Source organism: Curtobacterium sp. 314Chir4.1, from assembly GCF_900215175.1.
GTDB classification, from domain to species: domain Bacteria; phylum Actinomycetota; class Actinomycetes; order Actinomycetales; family Microbacteriaceae; genus Curtobacterium; species Curtobacterium pusillum_A.
On sequence record NZ_OCMI01000005.1, the window covers coordinates 194,426 to 218,603 of the forward strand.

Below are 24,178 nucleotides of genomic sequence, written 5' to 3' on the forward strand. Positions count from 1 at the left end.
CGCGGCGTCCTGCCGGGCCGTACCGACCGGTCAGGCGACGTCCGCGCGGAACGTGCGCAGTGCCTCCAGGTCGGCGTCGTCGAGACCGGACCGCTCGACGAAGCGCACCGGGTCGAACCCGTCGAGCGCCGCGCGGAAGGCGCCCTCCACCGTGGTGCCGTGCTCGGCGCACAGGGCCTCGATCTTCGCCTCGTTCGACGGGACGCCGATCGAGGCAAGCAGCGCCGGCGCGTTGTCGACCGTGACGAGGTAGTCCGCGACGATCGACTCGGGTTCGACGCCCGCGATCTTCAGGAGCGCGAGCGCGATGATGCCGGTGCGGTCCCGCCCGCCGGCGCAGTGGAACAGGACTCCGCCCGGTTCGGCGCGGGCGATCGCCCGCAACGCGGACCCGGTCCGTTCCGGGAGCTCGTCGAGGTGCGGTCCGTAGTACAACGGGGTGCCGACCAGGCCGGTCTCCCAGTAGGCCGACCAGAACGACGGGGCGTCGTCGAGCCCGTCGTGGTCGATCACCACGGTGGTGAGCCAGTCCGGACGCGCGCCGGAGTCCTTCGCGGTCTCGGACGGCGCCCGCAGGTCCACGATCGTCCGGATGCCGGCGTCGTGGAGTGCCTGCCAGCCGTCGGCCGTCAGTCGGTCGACGCTCTCCGACCGGAACACGCGACGGGGCGGGGTCGACCCACCGCCCTTCAGCGGGAGGCCGCCCAGGTCGCGGCCGTTGAACAGGCCGTCGGCGTGCAGGGTCCGGTCGTCAGACATGCAGCTCCGAGAGGTCGGGGTCCAGGTCGCCGAACCGGTGCGCCGTGATCGACACCGCCTGCTCGCGCAGGAACGGCAGCATCTCGATGATCCCGGCCTCGACGACGGGGGCGTCGTGGATCGCCACGTCGACGCTCGCGCCGAGGGCTTCCTCGAGGGCGAGGGGATCCCCGCCGACGAGCCGGATGCGCGCACCAGGTCCACCGAACGCCGTGTGCGCGGGCGGCTCCTGCCCCTGGGAGAGCACGGTCTCGAGCGCGTCCTGCGTGTCGTCCTCGCCGTTGGTCCAGGACGCTCGGAAGACCTCGCCGGACGCCGCCCGGCGCAGGAACTCCTCGTCGGACTCGACCAGGTGGTCGACGACGTCGAGCGGGGAGCGGCTGGACGCGAGCAGCTGCGTCAGTGGTCCGGGGAGCGGCCGAGCGCTGCTCAGCAGGACATGGGCTCGTGCCGCGGTCGCGGCGACCAGGACACGGACGAGGTCACCGGTCGTGGCCCCCTCGGCCTGCCGCACGATCACGGACTGCGGGCGCCAGCGCAGCACGTTCCGCTGCACCACGAGCGCAGAGGGGTCGTGCGAGACGCCGAACTCCGTCGCCCGCGCGCGGACGTCGCTGAGCGCGCCCGCACGGACCTGGTCGAACTCCTCGAACGAGAGTCCGCTGCGTGCTGCCTCGATCACCGCGGTGACCCGCGGCGGCAGCCCGTGCAGCTGGATGCTCTTGTGCACGGTGCGCGGGATCGGCTGCCACCGGCCGAGGGTCGCGACGTACATGGACCCGCCGGCCTTCGTGCCCGTGCCGACGGCCGAGCGCTTCCAGCCGCCGAAGGGCTGGCGACGGACGATCGCCCCGGTGATGCCGCGGTTGACGTACAGGTTGCCGGCCTGGACACCGGCGATCCAGTCCGCGACCTCGTCGGTGTCGAGCGAGTGGATGCCCGCCGTCAGTCCGTAGTCCGTGCCGTTCTGGATCGCGATGGCCTGCTCGAGGGTCTCGGCGCGCACGATGCCGAGCACCGGACCGAAGTACTCGGTCTGGTGGAAGTCGCTGCCCGGCCGGACGCCGTCACGGATGCCGGGTGACCAGAGCCGTCCAGAGTCGTCGAGGGGCACCGGCTGCACGAGCCAGGACTCGCCCGGTCCGAGCTCCGTGAGGCCGCTCCGGAGCTTGCCCTCGGGCTCGGCGATGACCGGCCCCATCTGCGCGGTCGGGTCGTCCGGCCAGGCGACCCGGAGCGTGCGCGTCGCGTCGACGAGCTGCCGGCGGAAGCGCTCACTGTCGCCGACGGAGCCGACCAGGATCACCAGGGACGCGGCGGAGCACTTCTGCCCGGCGTGCCCGAAGGCCGACTGCACGATGTCCTGCACGGCGAGGTCGAGGTCGGCGCTGGGCGTGACGACGATCGCGTTCTTGCCGCTCGTCTCGGCGGTCAGCGGCAGGCCGGCACGCCACCAGCGGAAGGACCGTGCGGTGTCGGCGGAGCCCGTCAGGATGATGCGGTCGACGGCGGGGTGCGCGATGAGGTCACGGCCGAGTTCGTCCTCGTCGAGGTCGACGAGCTGCAGCAGGGAGTGCGGCACACCGGCGTCCCAGAGCACGTCGGCGAGCAGGGCGCCGCACCGCTTCGCCTCCGGCGCGGGCTTGAGGACGACCCCGCTGCCCGCGGCGAGAGCAGCCAGCACACCACCGGCGGGGATCGCCACGGGGAAGTTCCACGGCGGGACGACCACGGTCAGCCGCGGCGGGACGTAGCGCGCGCCGTCGCCGTCGAGCACGGCGAGGTGCCTCGCGCTCTCGGCGTAGTGGTGCGCGAAGTCGATCGCCTCGCTGACCTCGGCGTCGGCCTCGGACAGGGTCTTGCCAGTCTCCGCCGCCATCACCTCGATGAGGTCGGCCCGCCGGGTCTCGAGCTCGTGGGCGATGAGGTCGAGGAGCTCGGCGCGGTCGGACGGGTCCTGCCGGCCCCAGTTCACGCCGGCCTGCGCGGTGCGGGCGACGATGCGCTCGAGCTTGGAGCGGTCGGCGACCTTCGCGCCGCGGATCGTCTGCGCGCCGAGCTGCGACCGCGGCACCCGGCGGAGCACGTCGAGCGCCCACTCGCGGTTGGCCGCGAGTGCTGGGTCGGTGTCCGGGACGTTCGCGAAGGCGTCCCGGTGCACGGGTTCCCCGAGCGGCGCGCTGCGGTCCTGCGTGCGGTTCGTGGCGGGGACCGGCTCTGCGGCGTCGAGCGCCCGGACCGAGGCGAGCCACCGGCCGTGCTCCCGTTCGAAGACGCTCTCGTCGTGGTCGATCTCCGCGGCGCTCGCGATGAAGTTCTCGGGGCTCGCGCTCTCCTGCAGCCGACGGGCGAGGTACGCGATCGCGGAGTCGAACTGGTCCGGCTGCACGACCGGCGTGTAGAGCAGCACCTGCCCGACGTCCGCACGGACAGCGTCGGCGTGGGTCGAGGCCATGCCGAGGAGCATCTCGACGTCGATCCCGTCGGTGACCCCGCGGCGTTGGGCGAGCACCCACGCGGTGGCGAGGTCGAACAGGTTGTGCCCGGCGACGCCGATGCGCACCGCGTCGATCCGCTCGGGCGTCAGCGCGGCGTCGAGCATCCGGAGGTACGCGGTGTCGGTCTCCTGCTTCGAACCCCACGTCGCGAGCGGCCACTCGTGCAGGATCGCGTCGACCCGCTCCATCGCGAGGTTGGCGCCCTTGACGAGCCGGACCTTGATCGGTGCACCGCCCCGTGCACGCCGCTCCTGCGCCCACGAGGTCAGGGACTCCAGCGCACCGGCCGCATCGGGCAGGTACGCCTGCAGGACGATGCCGGCCTCGAGGCCGAGGAACTCGTCGCGGTCGAGCAACGCGCGGAACACGGCGAGCGTGACGTCGAGGTCGCGGTACTCCTCCATGTCGAGGTTGATGAACTTCGCCGGGCGGCCGGACGCCGGCCCGGACGCCGCCAGCCGGTAGAGCGGCACGAGTCGGTCCACCACGCGCTCGACGGTCTGGTCGAAGGCCCACATCGACATCTGCGGGACGACCGAGCTCACCTTGATCGACACGTGGTCGACGTCGTCGCGCGCGAGCAGGTCCATCGTCCCCTGCAGCCGCCGGTCGCTCTCAGCGCTGCCGAGCACGGCCTCACCGAGGAGGTTCACGTTGAGCCGGGTGCCGGGCCCGCCGACCTTGGCGAGCGCGGGTCCGAGCTTCGCGGGCGTCGCGTCGATGACGAGGTGCCCGGTCATGCGTCGCAGGATCTTCCGCGCCGTGGGGACGACCGCCCACGGGGCCATCGTCGCGAAACCGCCGCCGAGCGTCACCGCACCGCGGAGGTACCAGGCGAGGAAGTCCGGGACGTCCCGGCTGACCTGCTCGAGGTTCCGTGCGGCGACCCGCGGGTCTTCCGGCCGGATGACCTTGTCGACGAACCCCCGAGTGAAGTCGAGCCCCTGCTCGTCGCGGAGGACGCCCGCGAGACGGGCGGCACCGGCGTCCGGCTTCGCCCCGGCGGACGCCGCCAGCCACCGCCGCACGAGGGCGACGGCGTCGTCGGTGCAGTCCTGCAGTCGGGCGCTCGGCATGCTCCGATCGTAGGCCTCGCCACCGACTCCACCTCGGAGCGAGCCGTGTGCGCACACCGAGTCGTCTGGGCGGGACCCGGTCATCCGAGCGGATGATCATCGCGGCGAACGGGTCCGAGGTGGATACGCTGGCGCAATGCCGAACGAGGGGGCCGGAGGCCACGACTGGGCCACGTGGGACGCCTACCACGACGTGTGGCGACGACTCGACCGAGCGCTGGACCACGCGGTGCAGCAGGGGGCCGGGATCTCGATACCGGAGTTCGAGATCCTCATCGGGCTCCACCGCGAACCGGAGCACCGGTTGCGTGTGCGCGACATCGCCGCGGGCATCGGGTGGGAGAAGTCCCGGGTGAGCCACCAGGTCACGCGCATGGTCGCGCGCGGGCTGGTGGAGCGGGCGGACTGCCCGACGGACGGCCGCGGCAGCTGGGTCGAGATGACCCGCGACGGTCGTCGCGCGGTGCTCGCCGGCATCCGTGCGCACACGGGTGCGCTCGAGGACCTGTTCTGGAGGCCCGTGGGGACCGACGCCGAGACGCTGCGGTCCGTCAGCGCGCGCGTCCAGGACGCCATCGGCCCCGACGAGCCGGAGACGGACGCCGCCGGCTGACACCACGACGACGAAGGCCCCGCCCCGGCGGGTGCCGGGACGGGGCCGTCGAGTGGATCGGTCCTACTTGATCTTGGCGGTGATGGTTGCGGTGCCGACGAGGAGGCCGCTCTTGACGGCGTCAGTCTTGAAGGTGCTGTTGAGCAGCTTCGCCGCGTCACCCGAGACGTGCACCGTGGTACCGGTCAGGATCGCGTTGTCACCCTCGAGCTGCAGCGGCTTGAGCGTGCCACCGTGCAGCGAGAACAGGTACGCGTTCGCAACCGCGACCTTGCCGTTGACCAGCACGTCACCGTAGAGCTTGGACGAACCCGGGTTCACCACGAAGTTCTCCAGCGTCACCGTCGTGTCACCAGCCGACAGGGTCAGCCCCGAGTCGTCGTGGTTCAGCAGACCCTGCACATACGGACGGTACTTGCCGTCCGGCGACCAGTACGTCACCGAACCCGACGTGATCGGGAACGACACCGACCCGTCCGCGAGCTTGGCGTTGCCGGACACACCCGGGGTCAGCTTCAGCGCCGTCAACGCGTCGGTGAAGCCCGAGTCCAGGGCGACGGCCGTGTTGCCACCGAGGACCTCCGGCACCGAAGCGACCGGAGCCGGGATCTTCGACGAGCTGGAGGAAACAGTGTGCACCGTCGGCGTGGACGCCTGGGCGGAGGAGATGCCGAACGCGGCACCACCGAGCACGAGCGCACCGGTGGTGGCGAGGGTGATCGAGGTCTTGAGGCTCTTGCGCATTGGTCTGTCCTTTGCTGTGCTGGGCGCTCCGGCCGGTGGCCGAGCCGTCCGCTCCTGTGCGGCGGCTTGCTGTGAGTCAGCTACAGCCCGGCCGAGTACGACCGGAGAGCGCCCTGGGCATTTGCCCTTGTGACACTCATTCGGCACCCCCTCGGAATCGGTTTGGAAGATTTTCTGGGATTCGCCGGACGCCCCCTCCGTACCGTGGGTGCATGGCTCCCACCCCCACCTCGAGCACCGACCGGATCCGCGCGATCGACGCCTGGTGGCGCGCCGCGAACTACCTGACGGTCGGACAGATCTACCTGCTCGACAACCCACTGCTCGACCGCTCGATCACACCCGAGGACGTCAAGCCCCGACTCCTCGGGCACTGGGGCACCTCGCCGGCGCTCAACCTCATCTACGCGCACTGCAACGCGCTCATCGCCGAGACCGACCGGCAGCTGCTGTACATCTGCGGACCGGGCCACGGCGGCCCGGCCATGAACGCGAACGCGCTGCTCGACGGTACGTGGGGCGAGCTGTACCCGTCGATCACACCCGACCAGGCGGGGTTGCGGCAGTTCTTCAAGCAGTTCTCCTTCCCCGGGGGCATCCCCTCGCACGCGGCACCGGAGACGCCAGGATCGATCAACGAGGGCGGTGAGCTCGGCTACTCCCTCGCCCACGCGTACGGCGCAGCGTTGGACAACCCGGACCTCGTCGTCGCGTGCGTCGTCGGCGACGGCGAGGCCGAGACCGGTCCGCTCGCCGGGTCCTGGCAGGCGCACACGTTCCTCGACCCGGTGTCGGACGGTGCCGTGCTGCCGATCCTCAACCTCAACGGGTGGAAGATCGCGAACCCGACCGTCCTCGCACGGATCCCGCACGACGACCTGCACGCGTACTTCCGCGGCCTCGGGTACGAGCCGATCGTGGTCGACTCCGCCCGGGTCGACGACGACCCCTTCGCGGTGCACGCCCTGTTCGACGGCGCCCTCCGGCGTGCACTCGCCACGATCGACGACATCCAGGCCGCGGCACGTGCCCAGGCCCAGCGCGCGGCCGCCGGCCAACCCGCCGGCGCCGCCGAGCTCCGCCCCCGCTGGCCGATGATCGTGCTGCGCACGCCGAAGGGCTGGACCGGGCCGAAGGAGGTCGACGGGCAGCAGGTGGAGGGCACGTTCCGCGCCCACCAGGTCCCCCTGCCCGCCGTGCGCGAGGACGACGAGCACCGCCGGCAGCTCGAGGAGTGGATGCGGTCGTACCGTCCCGAGGAGCTCTTCGACGACGACGGACAGCCGATCGGCATCCTCACCTCGATCCGTCCGACCGGTGACCTCCGGATGAGCGCGACCCCGCACGCGAACGGCGGACGGCTCCGCACCGCACTCGACCGGCCAGGCCTCGAGGAGTTCGGCGTCCCCGTCGGCACCCCGGCGAGCGCCACCGGGACACTCGGCCCGTGGCTCGCCGCGCTCGTCGAGCGGAACGGCTCGACGTTCCGTCTGTTCGGGCCCGACGAGACGATCTCGAACAAGCTGGACGCCGTGTTCGACGTCACCTCACGCGTCTGGCGGGCCCAGCGTGCCGTCGGCGACGAGCACCTCGGTGCACACGGGCGGGTCACCGAGGTGCTGTCCGAGCACCTGCTGGAGGGGATGCTCGAGGGCTACGTGCTGAGCGGACGCCACGGCGTCCTCAACACCTACGAGGCGTTCGCGCACATCATCGACTCGATGGTCGGGCAGTACGCGAAGTGGCTGGAGTCGTCGACCGACATCGACTGGCGCGCCCCCGTCTCGAACCTGTCGATCCTGCTGTCGTCGCACGTCTGGCGGCAGGACCACAACGGGTTCTCGCACCAGGACCCCGGGTTCCTCGACGTCGTCGCCTCCAAGCAGCAGGACCTCGTCCGGATCAAGCTGCCGGCGGACGCGAACACCCTGCTCGCCGTGGCCGCGCACGCGATGGAGACGACCGACCGCATCGAGGTCATCGTCGCCGGCAAGCACCCGGAGCCGGTCTTCCTGTCGCTGCCCGACGCGGTCGAGCACGTGGCTGCAGGCCTGGGCGTCTGGGAGTGGGCCGGCACGGAGCAGTCCGTCGGACGCGTCGACGTCGTGCTCGCCTGCGCCGGGGACGTCCCCACCGTCGAGGCCGTCGCTGCAGCGGACATCATCCGGCGGCACGCGCCGTCGGTCGGCGTCCGCGTCGTGAACGTCGTCGACCTGCTGTCCCTCGGCGACCCGGGGAAGCACGAGCACCCGATCAGCGACGACCGCTACGACGAGACGTTCCTGCCCGGCACGCCGACCGTCTTCGCGTTCCACGGGTACCCGTCGCTCGTCCACCAGCTGACGTACCGTCGGCACGGACACGACGACCTGCACGTGCACGGGTTCCTCGAGCGGGGCACCACGACGACGCCGTTCGACATGCTGATGCGGAACGAGATGGACCGGTTCGCGCTCGCGCACGATGCACTGACGCGGGTGGACGCCGCGGCGCACTCGGATCTGCTCGCTCGGCTGACCGATGCGCGGACCGCGGCGCGGGCGTACGCGTACTCGAAGGGCGAGGACCACCCGTCGGTCGGAGGGTGGGAGTTCTCGGGGTGGCCGGTGGGCGACTGACGTCGGTCCTCCACAGACTGGAGGCACGGATCACCTTCCACAGGACCGGTCACGCATCGCGCGTGGCCGGTCCTCGTGCGTCACGGTGGTCTGCATGGACGTCGGAGTGATCAGTGCATTCGTGTCGGTCTCGAGCGCGTTCGTCGCGGTCGGTGCGTTGATCGCGAGCGTTGTGGACGGCAGAGCCGGGCGAAGGAATACAGAGTTCTTGGGGCACCGCGACATGTGGTGGCAGCGTTGGTCATGGGTTGCCGAGCGGGCGACCTCGAACGACTCGTCCATGCGGCGTGCCGCGGCGATCATGGCCTCGGCACTGGTGACGCGTGACTGGACGACTGAAGACGACACGTGGGTCTTCGCGAGGGTCGACCAGACATTGAAGACCCTCGACCCGGACCGAACGGAGGAGGCGGATCGACATGATCTCGACGATGAGTGACACCGAGTTCAAGCAGTGGCTGGACGGGATGGAGGTGGCCGTGCCCCGACTCCTCGCGAGCACCCACTACGGTCCGCTCGCCCGCGCTCGCGGTGACGACGAGCGACTGCGACGAGCCCGGATCGAGTGGCGGGAACGCGAGGAACGGGCTCGCGCCCGCAAGCTGCGGTGGGAGGCCTCGATCAGCGAGGGCTGAGCGGCAGTCTCGCCGGAGTGCCACGCTGGACCGGTGAGCGACCTCGTCATCCCGGCCCCCGCCCTCCCGACCGTCCCGACCTCGACCGGTGGGCGGTTCCCGGTACGACGGGTGTTCTGCGTCGGACGGAACTACGCGGCACACGCGCGGGAGATGGGGCACGACCCGGACCGCGAGCCGCCGTTCTTCTTCACGAAGCCGGCCGACGCGGTCGTGGTCGACGGTGCCGACACCCCGTACCCGAGCGTGACGGAACGGCTCGAGCACGAGGTCGAACTCGTCGTGGCGATCGGGACCGGCGGCGCGGACATCGCCGTCGAGGACGCGCTCGGGCACGTGTGGGGCTACACCGTCGGCCTCGACCTCACCCGCCGCGACCTCCAGGCCGAGGCGAAGCGGCTCGGACGGCCGTGGGACACCGCGAAGGGGTTCGATGCGTCGGCCCCGGTCGGTGTCATCGTGCCGGCGGCGGACGTCGACCCGACTGCGGGGGCGATCGACCTCCGGGTGAACGGCGAGCTCCGACAGTCCGGCGACCTCGCCGACCAGATCTGGTCGGTGGCCGAGACCGTCGCCGAGCTCTCCCGCTTCGTGGCGCTCGCTCCGGGGGACCTGCTGATGACCGGGACTCCCGAGGGGGTCGGGGTCCTGGAGCGCGGCGACGTCCTGCAGGGCTCGATCGCCGGCGTCGGGTCGGTCCGCACCCGCATCGTCTGACGGCACCGCATCGCACGGCCGTTTCGCGCGTGTGTCGGGGGCCTGGGAGCGCTCGCAGCACCGGCGAGTAGCAATGTGTCGACGCCGCTGCGGGGTGCGCGGCGTCTCCACACACGGGACACGTCGTTCGTGACGGGGCGTCGAGCGTGTCCGGACTACGGAGGTGACGCCGTGCAGGAACACGACCTGCTCGCGACGTCCTGGACATGGGCGGGCACCGAGCCGATCGCGGAGCGCATCCGCGCCGTCGGTGCCGCCGGGTTCGCAGGACTCTCGCTCACGCTCGGTGACCTGCACGAGGTGCGGGCGACCACCGGGTTCGCAGAACTCCGCCGGATCCTCGACGGAGCCGGCATCGTCTGGGTCCAGCTCGGACCGCTCGAACAGTGGTGGACCTGCTCGGGACGCACCGCCGGGCAGGACGCCGATCGCGGCGTCGTGCTCGAGGCCGCTGCGACCCTGAGCGCCTGGCAGGTCGTCGTCCGCGCCGACACCACGCTCCCGGGCATCTCGCCGACCGCGATGGTCGACGACTGGAACGACCTCGCCGGACAGGCCGCGAAGGTCGGCGCACAGCTCGTCCTCGAACCGGAGCCGTGGTCGAACCTGCCGACGGTGGAGCGGGCCTCACGGTTCGTCGCCTCGGCCGGGCACCCGAACGGCGGACTCCTCGTCGACGCGATGCACGCGCTGCGCGGCGGCTCGACGCTCGCGTCCATCCGGCAGGGTGTCGCTCCGGCGACGCTCGCGGCGGTCGAGCTGAGCGACGGCTTGCTGCACACCCCGGCGGGCATGACGCTCGCCGAGGAGTCCCGCGAGGCCCGGCACCTCCCGGGTGCCGGCGCGTGGGACATCCCCGGGTTCATCCGGACCGTGCGCGACCTCGGGTACGACGAGCCCTGGGGCGTCGAGGTCCGGACGGCAGCGCACCGTGCGATGCCGCTCGGGGACGCCCTCCGCACCGCCGCTGCGGCCACCCGCGCGGTGCTCGACGCCGCGGACGCCTACGGCACACCGGCGGCACCGGCGATGCCGACCACGCCCGCTCCGACGTCCGCGGTCGACTTCGAGCCGCCGACGCCACGACCGCAGACCAGCCCGCGGCGCGATGCCGACACAGGGACGCCCGCGTAGCCTCGGCCGCATGACCGACCACGCAGCACACGACGACGACCTGCTCCGCCGTTCGCAGGAGTCCATCGACGAAGCGAAGGCCGCAGCAGCAGCGGTGAGCGAGCCCGAGGAGGACGAGCTGGTCGACGAGGACCTGCCGGTCGCCGACGACGCCGAACCGACGGACGGTCCCGCGCCGGCCCCCTGACCGCGCAGCGTGCCGGTCTCCTGACCGCGCCTCGTACCGTCAGTCGATCTCGACGACGCGCACGGTGACGGCTGCCGGGTGTCGACCCAACGCGTCAGTGGCCGCAACCACGACGGCATCCCGCACAGCGCGGACGAGTGCGATCGTGGGCGTCCGGCGGTCCGTGGTCACGACCACCCGGATCCGTGCGCCGTCCGCCCGGTCCTGCACGAGCACTGCTCCGCCGTCCCGAGGCAGGTCCAGCACGGACCGGATGTCCCGCACGAGCGTCGCGAGCTTCGGCCCTGGCGGTACGACCGATCGCACGCCAGGCACGCCGAGCACCACCTCGGTCAGGCCGCGCGAGACACTCCGCACGTCGTCGCTCATGGTCGTCCTCCGTCGATCAGGTCCGCCACCCGGACGGTGAGCGAGCGCACCGTGAAGGGGGCGTGCGCGGAGAAGGCCACGGCCACGAGTTCACGGAGGGCCTCGGCGCGCAGGTGCACCGGCCCGTCGGCGGTCACCGCGATCGACACCTCGACGTCGACCTGGCCGCCCGGCACCTCGACGTCGCCGGTGAAGCGGGTCCGCCGGACGGTCACGCCAGGGACGTCGTCGCCGAGTGCCCGGACGAGTGCCCGCAGTGCGCCCTCGGTCACGACGAGCGTCGAAGCGGGGTCGTCGTCGGGCACCGGGATGTCCCGTCCAGCATGCGCCGTGGTCCGGATGGACGTGAGCACGCTCGCGATCCAGCCGTCGTCCGTGCCGACGGCTTCGGCGTCGAGCAGGTCCCGCGACGCGGTCCGGAGCCGTTCGAGCCGGCGGAGGGCAACCGTGGCCTCGGGGTCGTCCTCGATGTCCGGGCGGACGGGCGTCCGGTGCGAGTCGAGGTAGTCGGACAGCTCTTCGAGGGTGAAGGCGCCGAAGCGTTCGTCGTCGGTCATCGCCACCCCTCCATCTGTTCCAGGACACGACGCCGTGTCCGGGCGAGCACCCCGCGAACCGTCGCCTGCGGCATCCCCGTCGCCTCGGCGATCTCGGCGTACGACGCCCCACCGATCTCCCGCATCACCCACACCGCGCGCGGGCCGTCCGGGAGAGCCTGCACGATACGCGCGAGTTCCTGGACCTGCAGCCGTGCGCTCACCACGTCGTCGACCGGACGGTCGTCGACGGACTCGGCCACTGCCTCCAGGTCGAGGTGGGGGTGACGACGCCGGAGACGGTCGAGCGCCTTGTTGGCGGCGATCCGGAACAGCCAGTTCCGCACCCGGTCGGGATCGTCCACGCGGTCGATGCGCTGCCACGCCTGCAGCGCTGCCTCCTGCACGGCGTCGTCGGCCTCGCCGTCGCCGTGCCCGAGGATCCGTGCGGCGTAGGCACGCATGTGCGGACCGTACCGACGGATGAGCACACCGAACGCGACGGTGTCGCCGTCCGCGCTGCGTTCGACCAGGGAGGCGTCCGACAGGGACGCCAGGGCGTCAGCGTCGCTCAGGATCGACTCCTCGGTGCTGGTTCGGATCGGGCATTTCGGGATGGGACGTGACGAACGGCGCGTTCGTCACGTCATACATACGTGCCTACCAGGTGCGCTCCGCGCGCCTGGTGCGAAAGCGCGTCGTGGCCGGCCATCCCTGAACGGTCGGTCACGGCGCTTCGACGGCGGCCCGTGCGTTCCCTGATCCGGCGCACGGGTCGCCTTCCCCCACGGTCGCGCGTTCCGCTACTCGTCGACCTCGTCGCCGAGGAAGTCCGCGTACGTGACCTCGGACTCCGACAGCGCGCCCGGATCGACCGGTGTCCTCGCTGACCGGTCCCCCGCGACCGTGACTCGTTCCTCCGCGGTGAACGGGGGCAGGTACTTGCTCGCGCTCATGCTCGCGCCCTTTCGTCCCGGTGAACGTAACAGCCCGTGACGGAATACCAGGCGATCAGGGCGCAATCGTCCCCCGGTCGAGGGCCGAACGGGGGACGGAAGTTCGCCGCGGGCTGACCCCATGCGGACGCATGCTCAGGTGTCCCGGACGACGTCCGACGGGTCCTTGTCCACCCGCCATCCGCGCCAGGACGGCTGCCGCAGCCGACCGTCCGACGTCCACTCGGCGAACTCGACCTCGCCGACGCGCTTCGGCGTGACCCAGCGCGCGTCGCGTGCATCGGGTCGTGGGACGTCGACGAACGGCGAGGTCTTCCGTTCCAGTGCGTCGAGCACGGTGCCGATCTCGTCGAGGTCCCGGTCGCGGAACCCCGTCCCGACCTTCCCGATGTACTCCAGCCCGTCGGGCCCCGGCACCCCGAGCAGCAGGGAGCCGACGCCACCTGCGCGCCGGCCACTGCCGGGCTTCCACCCACCGACGACCACCTCCTGCGTGGCGTGGTGCTTCAGCTTGAGCCACGCTTCCGAGCGTCGTCCCTCGGCGTACTTCGACGACCGCTTCTTCGCGACGACCCCCTCGAGCCCCCGCTCGGCCGAGTCGGACATCGCGCGGGCCAGGTCCCCTTGGTACGCCGGCGGGACGTCGATCGCGCCACCGGGTTCGACGACGGTCTCGAGGGCCTGCCGCCGAGCGTCGTAGCCGAGCCGTGTCAGCTCGTGCCCGTCCGCCTCGAGCACGTCGAACAGCAGCAGGCGGACGGGCGTGGACTCGCGGGCGGCGTCGACCTCCCGCTTCCGCGTCAGCCCCATGCGGTTCTGGAGCAGCTGGAACGACGGGCGTCCCCGGTCGTCGAGTGCCACGATCTCACCGTCGAACACGCCGTCCACACCGGCTCGGTCGCCGAGTTCCTGCAGCTCGGGGTACTGCGCCGTCAGGTCGTTGTCGTTGCGGCTGCGGAGTGTCACCGCACCGTCACGGACGGTCGCGAGGGCGCGGATCCCGTCCCACTTCATCTCGAACGCCCAGTCCGCCGGGTCGAGGGTCGGCTCGCCCTTCGCGAGCGATGCCTGCATGGTCCGGCGGTCCGCCGGCGCGGTCCCCGAGTCGGCGGCCCGGTCGATGCGCCCCTGCCCGTCGTGCGCGGGACCGGGCCGGGAGGCGCGGCTCGGCGCAGCCGGTCGGCCGCCGTCCGCCAGGCGGTCCGGCTGGTCCTTCGTGCGGTGGATGAGCCAGTTCTTCTCGTCGCCGTCACGGCCGCGACCACGACCACGGGTGTGCAGGAGCGCCAGGCGGCGAGCGCCGCCGGTGCGACCGTGCAGGGTGACGATGACCTCCTCGCCCTCCCGCCACTTCTCGAGCTCGTAGGTGCCGTCGTCCCAGATCGTGACGGTTCCGCCGCCGTACTCGTCCTTCGGGATCGTGCCCTCGAAGGCGCCGTACTCGAGCGGGTGGTCCTCGGTCTGCACGGCGAGGTGGTTCTTGCCCGGGTCGGTCGGTTCACCCTTCGGCAGCGCCCAGCTGACCAGGACGCCGTCGTGCTCCAGGCGGAAGTCGTAGTGGTCCCGGGTCGCGTGGTGCTCCTGGATCACGAACGTCGGGGTGTCGTCCTTCCGCACCGTCGGCGCGCCCTCGGGGACGGGCTCCGGCGTCCGGGACGCGTCGCGCTTCGCGCGGTAGGCGGCCAGCCGGTCACGACCGGGTTGTTCGGCTTCGTTCGCCTGCTGGGTCCGGTCGCTGTCCCAGTGGCCGTGGTCGTCGCGCCCGACCGCCAACGAGGCGGACGCGACCGGGTGCAGGAAGTCCCCCCGTGCCTCCAGGCGTTCCAGCACCTCGTCCAGCGTGAGCTGGGCCAACCCGCGTTCCTCGAGTTCCTTCCAGGTGCGGGGCGCCGCGACCGTCGGCCGGTCACGGCCGCGCAGCGAGTACGGGGCGATCGTCGTCTTGTTGCCGTTGTTCTGCGACCAGTCGACGAAGACCTTGCCCGTCCGTTCGGCGCGGCTCATCGACGACAGCACGAGGTCCGGCATGTCCTGCTCGAGCGCCTTCGCGAGCTCGTGCGCCACGTCGGAGACGTGCGCCGTGGTCGCGCGGCCGTCCAGTGCGGCGTAGAGGTGGATGCCCTTCGACCCGGAGGTCACCGGGTAGGGGTCCAGCCCCATGCCGTGCAGGAGCTCCCGTGCCGCGACGGCCACCTCGACGCACTCCGGCAGGCCGACGCCGTCCCCGGGGTCGAGGTCGAGCACGAGCCGGTCGGGGTTCTGCTGGCCGCCGCGGGGGCCGAACCGCCACTGCGGCACGTGCAGCTCGAGCGCGGCCTGCTGCGCCATCCACACCAGCGTCGGCAGGTCGTCGACGATCGGGTACTCGTTGTCGTGCTCGGAGTGGTGGATGGTGTGGTGCCGGACCCAGTCGGGAGCGGAGTCCGGCAGGTTCTTCTCGAAGAACACCTTGCCGTCCACGCCGTTCGCCCACCGCTTCCGGGTCACCGGACGGTCCTTCACGTGCGGGATCATCCACGGCGCCACCCGCTCGTAGTACTCGATCACCCGACCCTTGGTGGTCCCGGTCGCCGGGTAGAGGACCTTGTCGGTGTTGGTCAGCGCCAGGCGGCGGTCCCCGACCAGGACCACGGTCTTGCGTGCGGTCGGGCTCACAGCGCCACCCCGGTCGCACCGGCCACCGTGAGTGTCGTGCCCGAGGTGTAGGAGGACTCCGGACCGGCCAGGTAGACGTACGCGCCGCCGAGCTCGACGGGCTGTGCCGGCCGACCGAACGGGGTGTCCTGGCCGTAGGCGGCGATCTCGTCGCCCGGGTAGCTGATCGGTTGGAGCGGGGTCCACACCGGACCCGGCACGACGGTGTTCGCGCGGATGCCCTTCGCCGCGAGCTGCCGGGCGAGCCCGTTCGTGTAGGTGATGATCGCGGCCTTCGTCGCCGCGTAGTCGATCATGCGGTCCTGCGGTTGGTACGCCGACACCGAGCTCGTCGTCACGATCGCACTGCCGGGGGCCATGTGCGGGACGGCCGCCCGGACCAGCCAGAAGAGCGAGTACAGGTTGACCTTCATCGTGCGGTCGAAGTCCTCGGTCGACTGCTCGGTGACGTCCTCGTGCACCTGCTGGTGGCCCGCGACGAGCACCAGGGCGTCGAGGCCGCCGAGCTCGCTCACGGCGTCGCGGACGAGCGTCTCGCAGAAGCCCTCGTCGGTCAGGTCGCCGGGGAGCAGCACGGCCTTCCGGCCGAGGTCGCCCACGACGTCCCGGACGGCCTCCAGGTCGTCGCGCTCCTCGGGCAGGGCGTTCAGGGCGACGTCCGCGCCCTCCTTCGCCATCGCGATCGCCGCCGCACGCCCGATCCCCGAATCGGCTCCGGTGACGAGCACGCGGTACCCGGGCATGCGCCCCGTTCCGAGGTACGACGTCTCCCCGTGGTCGGGCTCCGGGTCCATCGCGCTCGCCAGCCCGGACCCCTGCTGCGTCTGCGCGGGGAAGGGTGGGCGCGGGAACTGCGAGCGCGGGTCCTGCTTGTCGAGCTGGCTCATGGGCCCATCGTGCTCGCTGACAGTCTCGGGCGTTCCCGGCTGCGCACGGGCATCATGGCCCCATGAGGTCGATCTGGAAGGGCTCCATCGCGTTCGGGCTCGTCAACGTGCCCATCAAGGTCTACGCGGCCACCGAGACCCACGACGTCTCGCTCCACCAGGTCCACGACGAGGACAAGGGCCGCATCCGGTACAAGCGCGTGTGCGAGTTCGGCCACGAGGTCGAGTACGCCGACATCCAGCGCGCCTACGACGACGGCGACAAGACCGTGGTGCTGACGGCGGACGACTTCAAGAAGCTCCCCGAGGAGCAGTCCCACGAGATCGAGGTCCTCGAGTTCGTGCCGGTCGAGCAGGTCGACCCGATGATGTTCGAGAAGTCGTACTACCTCGAGCCCGACTCCCGCTCCCCGAAGGCGTACGTGCTGCTGCGCGAGACGCTGGCGAAGACCGACCGGCTGGCGATCGTGCAGTTCACCCTGCGCCAGAAGACCCGCCTCGGCGTCCTCCGGGTGAACGACGAGGTCATCCTCCTGCAGGGTCTGCTCTGGGGCGACGAGGTGCGCGCCGCTGACTTCAAGGCGCTCGACACGTCGGTGAAGGTCAGCCCGACCGAGCTGAAGATGTCGTCGTCGCTCGTCGACAGCATGTCCACCGATTTCGACCCCGACCGATACACGGACTCGTACCAGGCGGAGCTGCAGCAGCTCATCGACGCGAAGCTCGAGGCCGGCGACGACATCGACACCGAGAAGACGTTCGGTGAGCAGTCGGACGAGGAGGACGAGGGCGAGGGCGGCGACGTCATCGACCTGATGGCCGCCCTGCGGGCGTCCGTGGACAAGAAGCGGTCTGGAGGCACGGGGTCGCGTTCCCGCAGCGGGTCCGGTTCCGCGAAGAACGAGTCCACGGCCGACGAGTCACCGAAGAAGGCGCCCGCCAAGAAGGCACCGGCGAAGAAACCCGCCGCGAAGTCGACCTCGTCGACGACGCGGAAGACCCCGGCGAAGAAGCCCGCGGCGAAGAAGAAGGCCAGCTAACCGTCCTTGCGGGTCCGCCGGAGCGCGAGCGGGATCGACACCCAGAGCAGCGCGGTCCCGACGAACACGACGATGCCGCCCACGAGTCCGCCGAGGTCGCCGATCACCACGTCGAAGACGAACAGCACGGTCCCGGCGAACAGCAGCGCGCTCGCGATCAGGGCGGCGATCAGGATGGCGTTCCCCACCCGGACCAGGTCGTGCTTCTGCCGCTGGCGGAACACGAGTCGGTGCGAGGCCACCGCCGACAGCGCCACCACGGTCACGAGGACGGCCAGCACGACCAGGACGAGGTAGATCGTCTCCTGTCGGGCACTCAGCGACGCGAAGCGCTGCTGGAACGGCAGGGTGAGCAGGAACCCTGCGAGGATCTGGGTGCCCGTCTGCACGATGCGGAGCTCCTGCTGGATGTCCGCCCAGTTCCGGTCCCACCGTTCCGTCGGCGTCTCGTGCCGGCCGCGTTCGGTCTCACTCACGCCCCCGAAACTACCGCCGTCGGGCCGATCGCGACACGAGCCGGAAACACCGGTCCGGGACACTGGACACATGACTCCAGAAGAGCCTGGGGCCTTGTCGTCGCCACCCGCGACCGATGGCCCGCCCGTCACCGTGTCCATCACCCGCCTGGTCGAACCCGAACGCATCCCCGACGTCACCCGGTGGGTGCAGTCCGGCGTGAACCTCGCGAACCGCTACCCGGGCTTCCTCGGCTCGGGGTGGGTGCGCTCGCACGCGACGAGCCGTGAGTGGCACATGCTGTACCGGTTCGCCGACCACGACTCCCTCGCCACGTGGGAGAACTCCGACGATCGGCTGCGCTGGCTCGACCTCGGCCGCGACCTCGTGGTGGAGTCCCGCGTCGAGAAGCGCACCGGGATCGAGGGCTGGTTCGACGCCCCGGCCGATGCCCCGGCATCGAGCGCTCCCCCGCGGTGGAAGCAGGCGGTGAGCATCTGGTTGGGGTTCTTCCCGGTGAACCTGGCGTTCACGTACCTGGTCGGCTGGCTCGTCCCGGCGTTCGGACACCTGCCCGTGCTGCCCCGGGTGCTCGTGACGACGCTCGTGCTCACGCCGATCATGACCTTCTGGGTGCTGCCGTTCGTCACCCGGATGATCCGCCCGTGGCTGCTCGCCCCGCCGAGGAACGGCTAGCCCAGCACGCTCAACTGGTCGAGCCGCTCCAGGATCACGCCCTCGCGGAGCGCCCACGGGCAGATCTCCAGCGCGGGCAGGTCGAAGATGTCCAGGCACGCCTCGGCGACGAGCGCTCCCGGGACGACCTGGTGCGCCCGGCTCGGCGACACCCCGGGTAGCTCCGCGAGTTCGGCCACCGACATCGTGAGCAGCGACGGCAGCGTCGCCCGGAGCACGTCCCCGTCGAGGGCGCGCGGCACGAGCGGCCCGGCACCCGACGGCGCGGCACCGCAGATCCGCGCGATCGACCGGAAGGTCTTCGACGTCGCGACCGCACGGTCCGGCCGGCCGGTGCGCAGGAGGAGTCCCGCGTCGCGGGCGATCTCGACCCGGATCTCGTGGCGGATCCGCCGGACGTCGTCCTCGGTGGGGGTCCCGGCGGCGAAGTACGTGCGGGCGAGCCGGGCGGCACCGATCGGCATCGACCACGCCACGTCGGGGGCCTCGTCGCCACCGCCGGCGATCTCGAGCGAGCCGCCACCGATGTCGAACACGGCCAGTCGCCCGGCCGACCAGCCGAACCACCGCCGGACGGCGAGGAACGTCAGGCGCGCTTCGTCGCCGCCGGACAGCACGGCGAGCTCGACACCGGTGGCCGACTCCACGTGGGCCAGGACGGCCTCGGAGTTCACCGCGTCCCGCACCGCTGAAGTCGCGAACGCGAGCATGTCCTCGCACCCGCGTTCCTCGGCGACGCGGACGGCGTCGGCGACGAACGCGGTCAGTGCCTCGACGCCCGCTGCCGTCACCGCACCGGCGTCGTCGAGGTGCTCGGCGAGCCGGAGGGGCTGCTTGAACGACGACGCCGGCAGCGGCGCCGCACCGCCGTGGGCGTCGACCACCAGGAGGTGGCCGGTGTTGGACCCGATGTCGAGGACTCCCACGCGCATGCATGCAGAATACCGGCGCGCTGGCTCCGTGACGGACGGGAGGCAGGATCACGCGGCCAGGAACGACTCCAGTTCCGCGGTGGTCGGGTACGACGCCTGTGCGCCCGCCTTCGTCGCGGCGTACGCCCCGACGCCGACGGCGAAGCGTGCAGCGTCGACGAGGGCGTCCCCCGCAGCCAGCCGCAGCGCGACAGCGCCCATGAACGCGTCGCCGCAGCCCGTGGTGTCGACCGGCTCGACCCGGACGGCGTCGACCGACACCGGCTCGTCGTCGCCGTCGTGCACGGTGCAGCCCGCGCCACCCCGGGTCACGATCGACCGCTGGACACCGTGGTCCCCGAGCTCGGCGGCCTCGTGCTCGTTCACCAGCAGGACGTCGGTCAGCTCGAGGAGCTCGGCCGGCACGGCACCGAACGGGGACAGGTTCGTCAACACCGTGACGCCGGCGGCACGAGCGGCCCGGGCGGCGGCGAGGACGACGTCGATCGAGACCTCGAGGCAGAGGCCCAGGACGCCCGCGTCCTCGAAGGCGTCCGACGGCACGTCCGAGGGCGTCAGCGTGCCGTTCGCGCCGGCGGAGATCACGATGGTGTTCTCCCCCGCGCCGTCGACCGTGATGACGGCGGTGCCGGTGGCCGTTCCCTGCCGGACGGCGACGTGCGTCGTGTCGACACCCGCCGCCGCGACGGAGTCGCGGAGCAGTGCACCGTTCCCGTCGTCGCCGACCGCACCGATCATGCGCACCGTGCCCCCGAGCCTCCCGGCGGCCACCGCCTGGTTGGCGGACTTGCCCCCCGGCAGGATGGCGAGGTCGGACCCCTGGAGGGTCTCACCGGGCTTCGGGAAGCGCTCCGTGCGGACCACCAGGTCCGCGTTGAGGCTCCCCACGACGACGATGCCGGTCATGCGGCGGCTCCTGTCTCGGCCGAGGCCGGGCGCGGGATGAGGAAGGACGTGGCGAGTGCCGCGCAGGTGATCACGGCACCGAGCAGCATCCCACCGGAGTAGCCGGCGGTGCCCGCGGACCCGCCGGTCCCGAGCGCGATCTGCAGGGCCGGCAGGACGGCGAAGCTGATGCCGGCACCCAGGTTGAACGCACCGGCGTTGAGGCCGGGCAGGAAGCCGGGGTTCGACTCAGGGGAGAGCACGATGCCGAGGCCGTTCAGGATGATGTTCGCGATGCCGGCGTAGGTGATGCCGATGAGGACGGTCGCCGCGATGAGCACCGGCAGCGAGTGGACGCCGACGAGCGCCATGACCACGGTCGCGACGATGCTGCCGACGAGCCCGACGCGCAGCACCGCCCGGTAGCCGAGCGTCGGCGCGAGCCGGCCGGCGAACGGTCCGACGATCCAGCCGACCAGCGCGTACGGGGTGAGGAACGCGAGCGAGGCGAGGTCGGCCTCCATGCCGAAGCCCGCGTCCTGGTTCTGCGCGAGGCTCGTGACGAGGCCGTTCACGACGGCGAACACACCCGTCATCGTGAGCAGGGTCGTGACGAGGAGCGCCCAGGTCGCACGGCGCTTGAGGAACCGCGTCTCGACGAGGGGCTCGCGCACCCGCGACTCGACCGCCCAGAAGACGCCGAAGGCCACGAGCGCGAGGACGATCCCACCGACCACGAGTCCCCAGTTCGCGGCCGCGAGCTTGCCCGCCTCGTTGAACGCGGTGAGCAGTGCGCCGACGCTGATGACGAGCGGGAGCACGCCCCACCAGTCCATCCGGGTGCCGGCCGACGGCTTCGACTCGACGCCCCAGGCCGCGACCATGACCGCAGCGACGACCGTGACGATCGCGATGACCCAGAAGATGCCGCGGAACCCGAAGTGCGTCGCGATCCAGCCACCTGCCAGGGCGTCGACGCCGGCGATGCCGCCGTTCACCGCGGTGAGCAGGCCGAGCGCGGCACCGTAGCGCTTCGGGTCGGCGATCTCGTTGCGGAGGATGAGCAGCCCGATCGGCACGACCGGACCGGTCACGCCCTGGATCATGCGGCCGACGAAGAGCATCGGCACGTTGACCGCGAGGGCGGCGACGACGCTGCCGACGAGCATCACCGCGAGCATGCCGAGCAGGACGCGCTTGCGACCGACGATGTCGGACAGACGCGGCAGGAACAGCGAGAACAGCGCGGCCAGGGTGAAGAACAGCGTCTGCGACAGACCGATCGTGGCGTCGTCGGTGTGCAGCTCGCGGGCCATCGTGACCAGGGCGGGGCTGAGCATGCTCGCGTTGAGCTGGAACGCGATGCAGGCTGCGAGGAGCGCGGCGGTGAGGGCGCCGATCGACTTCTTCGTCGACGTGGTGGTCATGGGGGTCAGTGCTCCGTGGTGGTCGTGATGGCTGCGGTCCGAGGGGTCCAACCGGTGTCCGGGGTCTCGCCGATGCGCTCCAGGGCGTCGACGACGAGGTCCCAGAACCGGCCGTGGTCGAGCTCCATCGCGGCGCTCGTGCGGCAGTCCTCCGGCGCGGGCGCGCGGAAGTCGGCGACGGTCATGCCGAGGGTCAGGGAGCCCTGCGTCTCGATGTGGATCGGGACCTTCACGGCACGGACGACCGTCGGGTCGATGACGTACGCGACGGCGCAGGGGTCGTGCACGGGCGGGGAGTCGAAGCCCTGGGCGTCCTTGTAGGTCTGGCCGAAGAAGTCGAGCAGCTCGCCGACGAACGCGGCGGGGCCGGTGCCGACGGCGGCGATGCGCGCGGCGACCTCCGGGGTGGCGAGCGCCTGGTGCGTCAGGTCGAGGCCGACCATGACGACGTCCCAGCCCGCGTCGAAGACGATCGAGGCGGCCTCGGGGTCGATGACGATGTTGAACTCGGCGACCGGGCTCCAGTTGCCGACGTGCACGCCACCGCCCATGAGCACGACCTGCTTGACGCGCTCGACGATGCGGGGTTCCTTGCGGGCCGCGAGGGCGATGTTCGTCAGGCCGCCGGTCGGCACCAGGGTGACGGTGCCGGGCTCGTGCGCCATGACGGTCTCGATGATGAGGTCGACCGCGTGCCGCTCGTCCAGCTCGAACGACGGCTCCGGCAGCGTCGGCCCGTCGAGGCCGCTCTCGCCGTGGATGTCCGGCGCGACCTCGATCTCGCGCAGCAGCGGACGGTCGGCGCCGGCGGCGAACGGCACGCCGGCGATCCCCGCGATGCGGGCGACGGCGAGGGCGTTGCGGGTGACCTTCGGGAGCGTCTGGTTCCCGACGACGGTCGTCACGGCGAGGAGCTCGATGTCCGGGTTGCCGTGGGCCAGCAGGATGGCGACGGCGTCGTCGTGCCCGGGGTCGCAGTCGAGGATGATCTTCTCGGGCACTGGCGTGCTCCACTTCTTCGGGGATGAGGTCTGGGCCCGACGTGGTGGGGATCCGCGGCGGAGGATCAGCTCCCGCGGCACGTCAAGCGTTTGACATCAGAACACGTCAAGCGCTTGACGTCAAGTCGGTCGGCCTGCTCTGACGCGGCGCCCGACCTCGCGCACCGCCGGTCGGTAGCATCGTCGGGTGCCATCCTCCGCCGCTCCCGGTCGCCGTGTGACCGCGGCGATGGTGGCCGAGCGTGCCGGCACGAGCATCGCCACCGTCTCCCTCGTCGTGAACGGCAAGGAGCGCGGCCGGGTCTCCGAGCCGATCGCCACCCGGGTGCGCGACGCCGTCGACGCCCTCGGGTACGTCGTCGACCACGCGGCGAGCTCCCTGGCGCGGGGCTCCGGCGACCTGGTCGTCCTCATCGCGCCGGACCTGTCGAACCCGTTCTTCGCCGAGGTCATCCGTGGCGTCCGGGACACCGTCGGCGACCGCTTCCAGCTCGTGCTCTCCGTGACCGAGCGCGGCGCGCAGCCCGTGGCCGCGGACGTCCGACGCTTCGAACGACTCCGGCCGGCGGGGATCCTCGTCGACGCCCCGGCCGCCGGCGAGGCCATGACCGCCACCGTGCCCGTGGTGCTGCTCGACGCCCCCGGCGGCGAGGAGGCCGTGAACTACGACCTCTCCCCCGGCGTGCACGAACTCGTCGCGCACCTGCACGAGCGCGGGCACCGGCGGGTCGGCTACCTCGACGGGACCTCACGGGCGGCGACGTTCGGCGTCCGCCGGGAGCTCTTCGAGCAGGAGTGCGCCGCGGTCGGCATCGCGGTCTCCGAGGTCACCGCCCGGGCCGACCTCACGGTGGACGCCGCGGCGTCGGCGACCGAGCACGTCCTCGAGGCGTGGCAGGACGACGACGTCACCGCGGTCGTGGCGGCCGCGGACACGCTCGCGTACGGGGTGCTCCGGGTCGCCGGACAGCTCGGCATCGCGGTCCCCGGCGAACTCGCGGTCGCGGGCTTCGACGACCTGCCGTCGTCCTCGGTCACCGCGCCGGCCCTGACGAGCGTCGCGCTCCCGGGCGCGGACCTCGGCCGGGCCGCTGCGCTCCGGTTGCTCGCGACGCTCGACGGCACCGCGCCCGAGGCAGCGGCGCTGCCCGCGCGGCTCGTGCGCCGCGCGAGCACGGGCGCGTAGCGCCCGGCCCCCGGCGCCCCGCGCCTGGCGGCGGTTCCTGCTGCGAAAGCGACGACGTACCGCCACCGGTCGGCGGCTGTCCCGGCACAGCGACAGATGCCCGCCGGGATCTGACGGAAGACTGTCGCTTTTGCGTGAAAGGGGCCGTAGACGTCGGCGATGGCGGCCTGG

General features: G+C 71.7%; 24 protein-coding genes. 10 read left to right on the plus strand and 14 right to left on the minus strand.

From position 1 onward, the window contains the following. Positions 1-30: 30 nt before the first annotated feature. On the minus strand, positions 31-759 hold the full coding sequence (locus tag CRP27_RS16820) for a tyrosine-protein phosphatase (protein ID WP_097181760.1): 729 nt from the start codon (positions 757-759) through the stop codon (positions 31-33). Beyond that, complete coding sequence (locus CRP27_RS16825) at positions 752-4,333, minus strand: bifunctional proline dehydrogenase/L-glutamate gamma-semialdehyde dehydrogenase (RefSeq protein WP_097181761.1); 3,582 nt, start codon at positions 4,331-4,333, stop codon at positions 752-754. The genes CRP27_RS16820 and CRP27_RS16825 overlap by 8 nt, the downstream gene beginning before the upstream one ends. 136 nt (positions 4,334-4,469) lie before the next feature. On the opposite strand from CRP27_RS16825, the gene CRP27_RS16830 reads away from it, so the two are divergent. Further along, positions 4,470-4,946: a MarR family winged helix-turn-helix transcriptional regulator gene (locus tag CRP27_RS16830; protein WP_097181762.1), complete on the plus strand. Its 477-nt coding sequence runs from the start codon at positions 4,470-4,472 to the stop codon at positions 4,944-4,946. A gap of 63 nt (positions 4,947-5,009) precedes the next feature. On the opposite strand, the gene CRP27_RS16835 is transcribed toward CRP27_RS16830, so the two are convergent. Then, complete coding sequence (locus CRP27_RS16835; RefSeq protein ID WP_079237901.1) at positions 5,010-5,690, minus strand: hypothetical protein; 681 nt, start codon at positions 5,688-5,690, stop codon at positions 5,010-5,012. Positions 5,691-5,902: 212 nt separating this feature from the next. On the opposite strand from CRP27_RS16835, the gene CRP27_RS16840 reads away from it, so the two are divergent. The 6 genes from CRP27_RS16840 (at position 5,903) to CRP27_RS18320 (ending at position 10,981) form a co-directional block, all read left to right on the plus strand. Beyond that, positions 5,903-8,308, plus strand: a complete 2,406-nt coding sequence (locus CRP27_RS16840; protein ID WP_097181763.1) for a phosphoketolase — start codon at positions 5,903-5,905, stop codon at positions 8,306-8,308. Between the two features lie 94 nt (positions 8,309-8,402). Beyond that, positions 8,403-8,747, plus strand: coding sequence for a hypothetical protein (locus tag CRP27_RS16845; protein WP_097181764.1), 345 nt, complete (start codon positions 8,403-8,405; stop codon positions 8,745-8,747). Next, positions 8,740-8,943, plus strand: coding sequence for a hypothetical protein (locus tag CRP27_RS16850; protein WP_141399801.1), 204 nt, complete (start codon positions 8,740-8,742; stop codon positions 8,941-8,943). The genes CRP27_RS16845 and CRP27_RS16850 overlap by 8 nt, the downstream gene beginning before the upstream one ends. 33 nt (positions 8,944-8,976) lie before the next feature. Next, a complete protein-coding gene (locus CRP27_RS16855; protein ID WP_097181766.1) occupies positions 8,977-9,660 on the plus strand; it encodes a fumarylacetoacetate hydrolase family protein in 684 nt (227 codons plus the stop codon). 171 nt (positions 9,661-9,831) lie between these two features. Continuing rightward, positions 9,832-10,794, plus strand: a complete 963-nt coding sequence (locus CRP27_RS16860) for a sugar phosphate isomerase/epimerase (protein ID WP_176505658.1) — start codon at positions 9,832-9,834, stop codon at positions 10,792-10,794. 10 nt (positions 10,795-10,804) lie between these two features. Beyond that, complete coding sequence (locus tag CRP27_RS18320) at positions 10,805-10,981, plus strand: hypothetical protein (RefSeq protein ID WP_176505659.1); 177 nt, start codon at positions 10,805-10,807, stop codon at positions 10,979-10,981. Positions 10,982-11,020: 39 nt separating this feature from the next. Here CRP27_RS18320 and CRP27_RS16865 read toward each other — a convergent pair whose 3' ends face one another. From CRP27_RS16865 to CRP27_RS16885, 6 genes are all read right to left on the minus strand, one after another. Next, the gene (locus CRP27_RS16865) at positions 11,021-11,350 is read right to left on the minus strand and encodes a hypothetical protein (RefSeq protein ID WP_097181768.1); all 330 of its coding nucleotides are present in this window, start codon (positions 11,348-11,350) and stop codon (positions 11,021-11,023) included. Beyond that, positions 11,347-11,907, minus strand: a complete 561-nt coding sequence (locus CRP27_RS16870; RefSeq protein WP_141399802.1) for a hypothetical protein — start codon at positions 11,905-11,907, stop codon at positions 11,347-11,349. Before CRP27_RS16870 ends, CRP27_RS16865 begins: the two co-directional genes overlap by 4 nt. Next, positions 11,904-12,464 (minus strand): RNA polymerase sigma factor, encoded by a 561-nt coding sequence (locus tag CRP27_RS16875; RefSeq protein WP_369680023.1) that lies wholly within the window; start codon positions 12,462-12,464, stop codon positions 11,904-11,906. Before CRP27_RS16875 ends, CRP27_RS16870 begins: the two co-directional genes overlap by 4 nt. A gap of 225 nt (positions 12,465-12,689) precedes the next feature. Further along, a complete protein-coding gene (locus CRP27_RS18325; protein WP_158521878.1) occupies positions 12,690-12,842 on the minus strand; it encodes a hypothetical protein in 153 nt (50 codons plus the stop codon). A gap of 135 nt (positions 12,843-12,977) precedes the next feature. Then, positions 12,978-15,497 (minus strand): ATP-dependent DNA ligase, encoded by a 2,520-nt coding sequence (locus CRP27_RS16880; protein ID WP_097181770.1) that lies wholly within the window; start codon positions 15,495-15,497, stop codon positions 12,978-12,980. Further along, complete coding sequence (locus CRP27_RS16885; protein ID WP_079237892.1) at positions 15,494-16,384, minus strand: SDR family oxidoreductase; 891 nt, start codon at positions 16,382-16,384, stop codon at positions 15,494-15,496. Before CRP27_RS16885 ends, CRP27_RS16880 begins: the two co-directional genes overlap by 4 nt. A 62-nt stretch (positions 16,385-16,446) precedes the next feature. Between CRP27_RS16885 and CRP27_RS16890 the strand changes: the two genes are divergently transcribed. Then, positions 16,447-17,424, plus strand: a complete 978-nt coding sequence (locus CRP27_RS16890) for a Ku protein (RefSeq protein WP_097181771.1) — start codon at positions 16,447-16,449, stop codon at positions 17,422-17,424. Here CRP27_RS16890 and CRP27_RS16895 read toward each other — a convergent pair. Further along, positions 17,421-17,900 carry a DUF6328 family protein gene (locus tag CRP27_RS16895; RefSeq protein WP_097181772.1) on the minus strand — a complete coding sequence of 160 codons (480 nt, stop codon included), beginning with the start codon at positions 17,898-17,900 and terminating at the stop codon, positions 17,421-17,423. The genes CRP27_RS16890 and CRP27_RS16895 overlap by 4 nt on opposite strands. Positions 17,901-17,994: 94 nt before the next feature. On the opposite strand from CRP27_RS16895, the gene CRP27_RS16900 reads away from it, so the two are divergent. Beyond that, the gene (locus tag CRP27_RS16900) at positions 17,995-18,576 is read left to right on the plus strand and encodes an antibiotic biosynthesis monooxygenase (protein ID WP_255257635.1); all 582 of its coding nucleotides are present in this window, start codon (positions 17,995-17,997) and stop codon (positions 18,574-18,576) included. Here CRP27_RS16900 and CRP27_RS16905 read toward each other — a convergent pair. From CRP27_RS16905 to CRP27_RS16920, 4 genes are read right to left on the minus strand one after another with little or no spacing between them, the layout of a single operon-like run. Continuing rightward, the gene (locus tag CRP27_RS16905; RefSeq protein WP_097181774.1) at positions 18,573-19,508 is read right to left on the minus strand and encodes an exopolyphosphatase; all 936 of its coding nucleotides are present in this window, start codon (positions 19,506-19,508) and stop codon (positions 18,573-18,575) included. The genes CRP27_RS16900 and CRP27_RS16905 overlap by 4 nt on opposite strands. A 48-nt stretch (positions 19,509-19,556) precedes the next feature. Continuing rightward, positions 19,557-20,414 (minus strand): ribokinase, encoded by an 858-nt coding sequence (locus tag CRP27_RS16910; protein ID WP_097181775.1) that lies wholly within the window; start codon positions 20,412-20,414, stop codon positions 19,557-19,559. After that, a complete protein-coding gene (locus CRP27_RS16915; protein ID WP_097181776.1) occupies positions 20,411-21,820 on the minus strand; it encodes an MFS transporter in 1,410 nt (469 codons plus the stop codon). The genes CRP27_RS16910 and CRP27_RS16915 overlap by 4 nt, the downstream gene beginning before the upstream one ends. A gap of 5 nt (positions 21,821-21,825) precedes the next feature. Beyond that, entirely contained in the window at positions 21,826-22,821 is a 996-nt protein-coding gene (locus CRP27_RS16920) for a nucleoside hydrolase (protein ID WP_097181777.1), read from the minus strand. A gap of 187 nt (positions 22,822-23,008) precedes the next feature. Between CRP27_RS16920 and CRP27_RS16925 the strand changes: the two genes are divergently transcribed. Continuing rightward, on the plus strand, positions 23,009-24,007 hold the full coding sequence (locus tag CRP27_RS16925; protein WP_255257636.1) for a LacI family DNA-binding transcriptional regulator: 999 nt from the start codon (positions 23,009-23,011) through the stop codon (positions 24,005-24,007). The last annotated feature ends 171 nt before the right edge of the window (positions 24,008-24,178 follow it).

What these genes read in the sequence shown, in the direction of transcription:
- CRP27_RS16820 (WP_097181760.1), bottom strand. Translation starts at nt 759, where the DNA reads ATGTCTGACGACCGGACCCTGCACGCCGACGGCCTGTTCAACGGCCGC.
- CRP27_RS16825 (WP_097181761.1), bottom strand. Translation starts at nt 4,333, where the DNA reads ATGCCGAGCGCCCGACTGCAGGACTGCACCGACGACGCCGTCGCCCTC.
- CRP27_RS16830 (WP_097181762.1), top strand. Translation starts at nt 4,470, where the DNA reads ATGCCGAACGAGGGGGCCGGAGGCCACGACTGGGCCACGTGGGACGCC.
- CRP27_RS16835 (WP_079237901.1), bottom strand. Translation starts at nt 5,690, where the DNA reads ATGCGCAAGAGCCTCAAGACCTCGATCACCCTCGCCACCACCGGTGCG.
- CRP27_RS16840 (WP_097181763.1), top strand. Translation starts at nt 5,903, where the DNA reads ATGGCTCCCACCCCCACCTCGAGCACCGACCGGATCCGCGCGATCGAC.
- CRP27_RS16845 (WP_097181764.1), top strand. Translation starts at nt 8,403, where the DNA reads ATGGACGTCGGAGTGATCAGTGCATTCGTGTCGGTCTCGAGCGCGTTC.
- CRP27_RS16850 (WP_141399801.1), top strand. Translation starts at nt 8,740, where the DNA reads ATGAGTGACACCGAGTTCAAGCAGTGGCTGGACGGGATGGAGGTGGCC.
- CRP27_RS18320 (WP_176505659.1), top strand. Translation starts at nt 10,805, where the DNA reads ATGACCGACCACGCAGCACACGACGACGACCTGCTCCGCCGTTCGCAG.
- CRP27_RS16865 (WP_097181768.1), bottom strand. Translation starts at nt 11,350, where the DNA reads ATGAGCGACGACGTGCGGAGTGTCTCGCGCGGCCTGACCGAGGTGGTG.
- CRP27_RS16870 (WP_141399802.1), bottom strand. Translation starts at nt 11,907, where the DNA reads ATGACCGACGACGAACGCTTCGGCGCCTTCACCCTCGAAGAGCTGTCC.
- CRP27_RS18325 (WP_158521878.1), bottom strand. Translation starts at nt 12,842, where the DNA reads ATGAGCGCGAGCAAGTACCTGCCCCCGTTCACCGCGGAGGAACGAGTC.
- CRP27_RS16885 (WP_079237892.1), bottom strand. Translation starts at nt 16,384, where the DNA reads ATGAGCCAGCTCGACAAGCAGGACCCGCGCTCGCAGTTCCCGCGCCCA.
- CRP27_RS16890 (WP_097181771.1), top strand. Translation starts at nt 16,447, where the DNA reads ATGAGGTCGATCTGGAAGGGCTCCATCGCGTTCGGGCTCGTCAACGTG.
- CRP27_RS16905 (WP_097181774.1), bottom strand. Translation starts at nt 19,508, where the DNA reads ATGCGCGTGGGAGTCCTCGACATCGGGTCCAACACCGGCCACCTCCTG.
- CRP27_RS16910 (WP_097181775.1), bottom strand. Translation starts at nt 20,414, where the DNA reads ATGACCGGCATCGTCGTCGTGGGGAGCCTCAACGCGGACCTGGTGGTC.
- CRP27_RS16915 (WP_097181776.1), bottom strand. Translation starts at nt 21,820, where the DNA reads ATGACCACCACGTCGACGAAGAAGTCGATCGGCGCCCTCACCGCCGCG.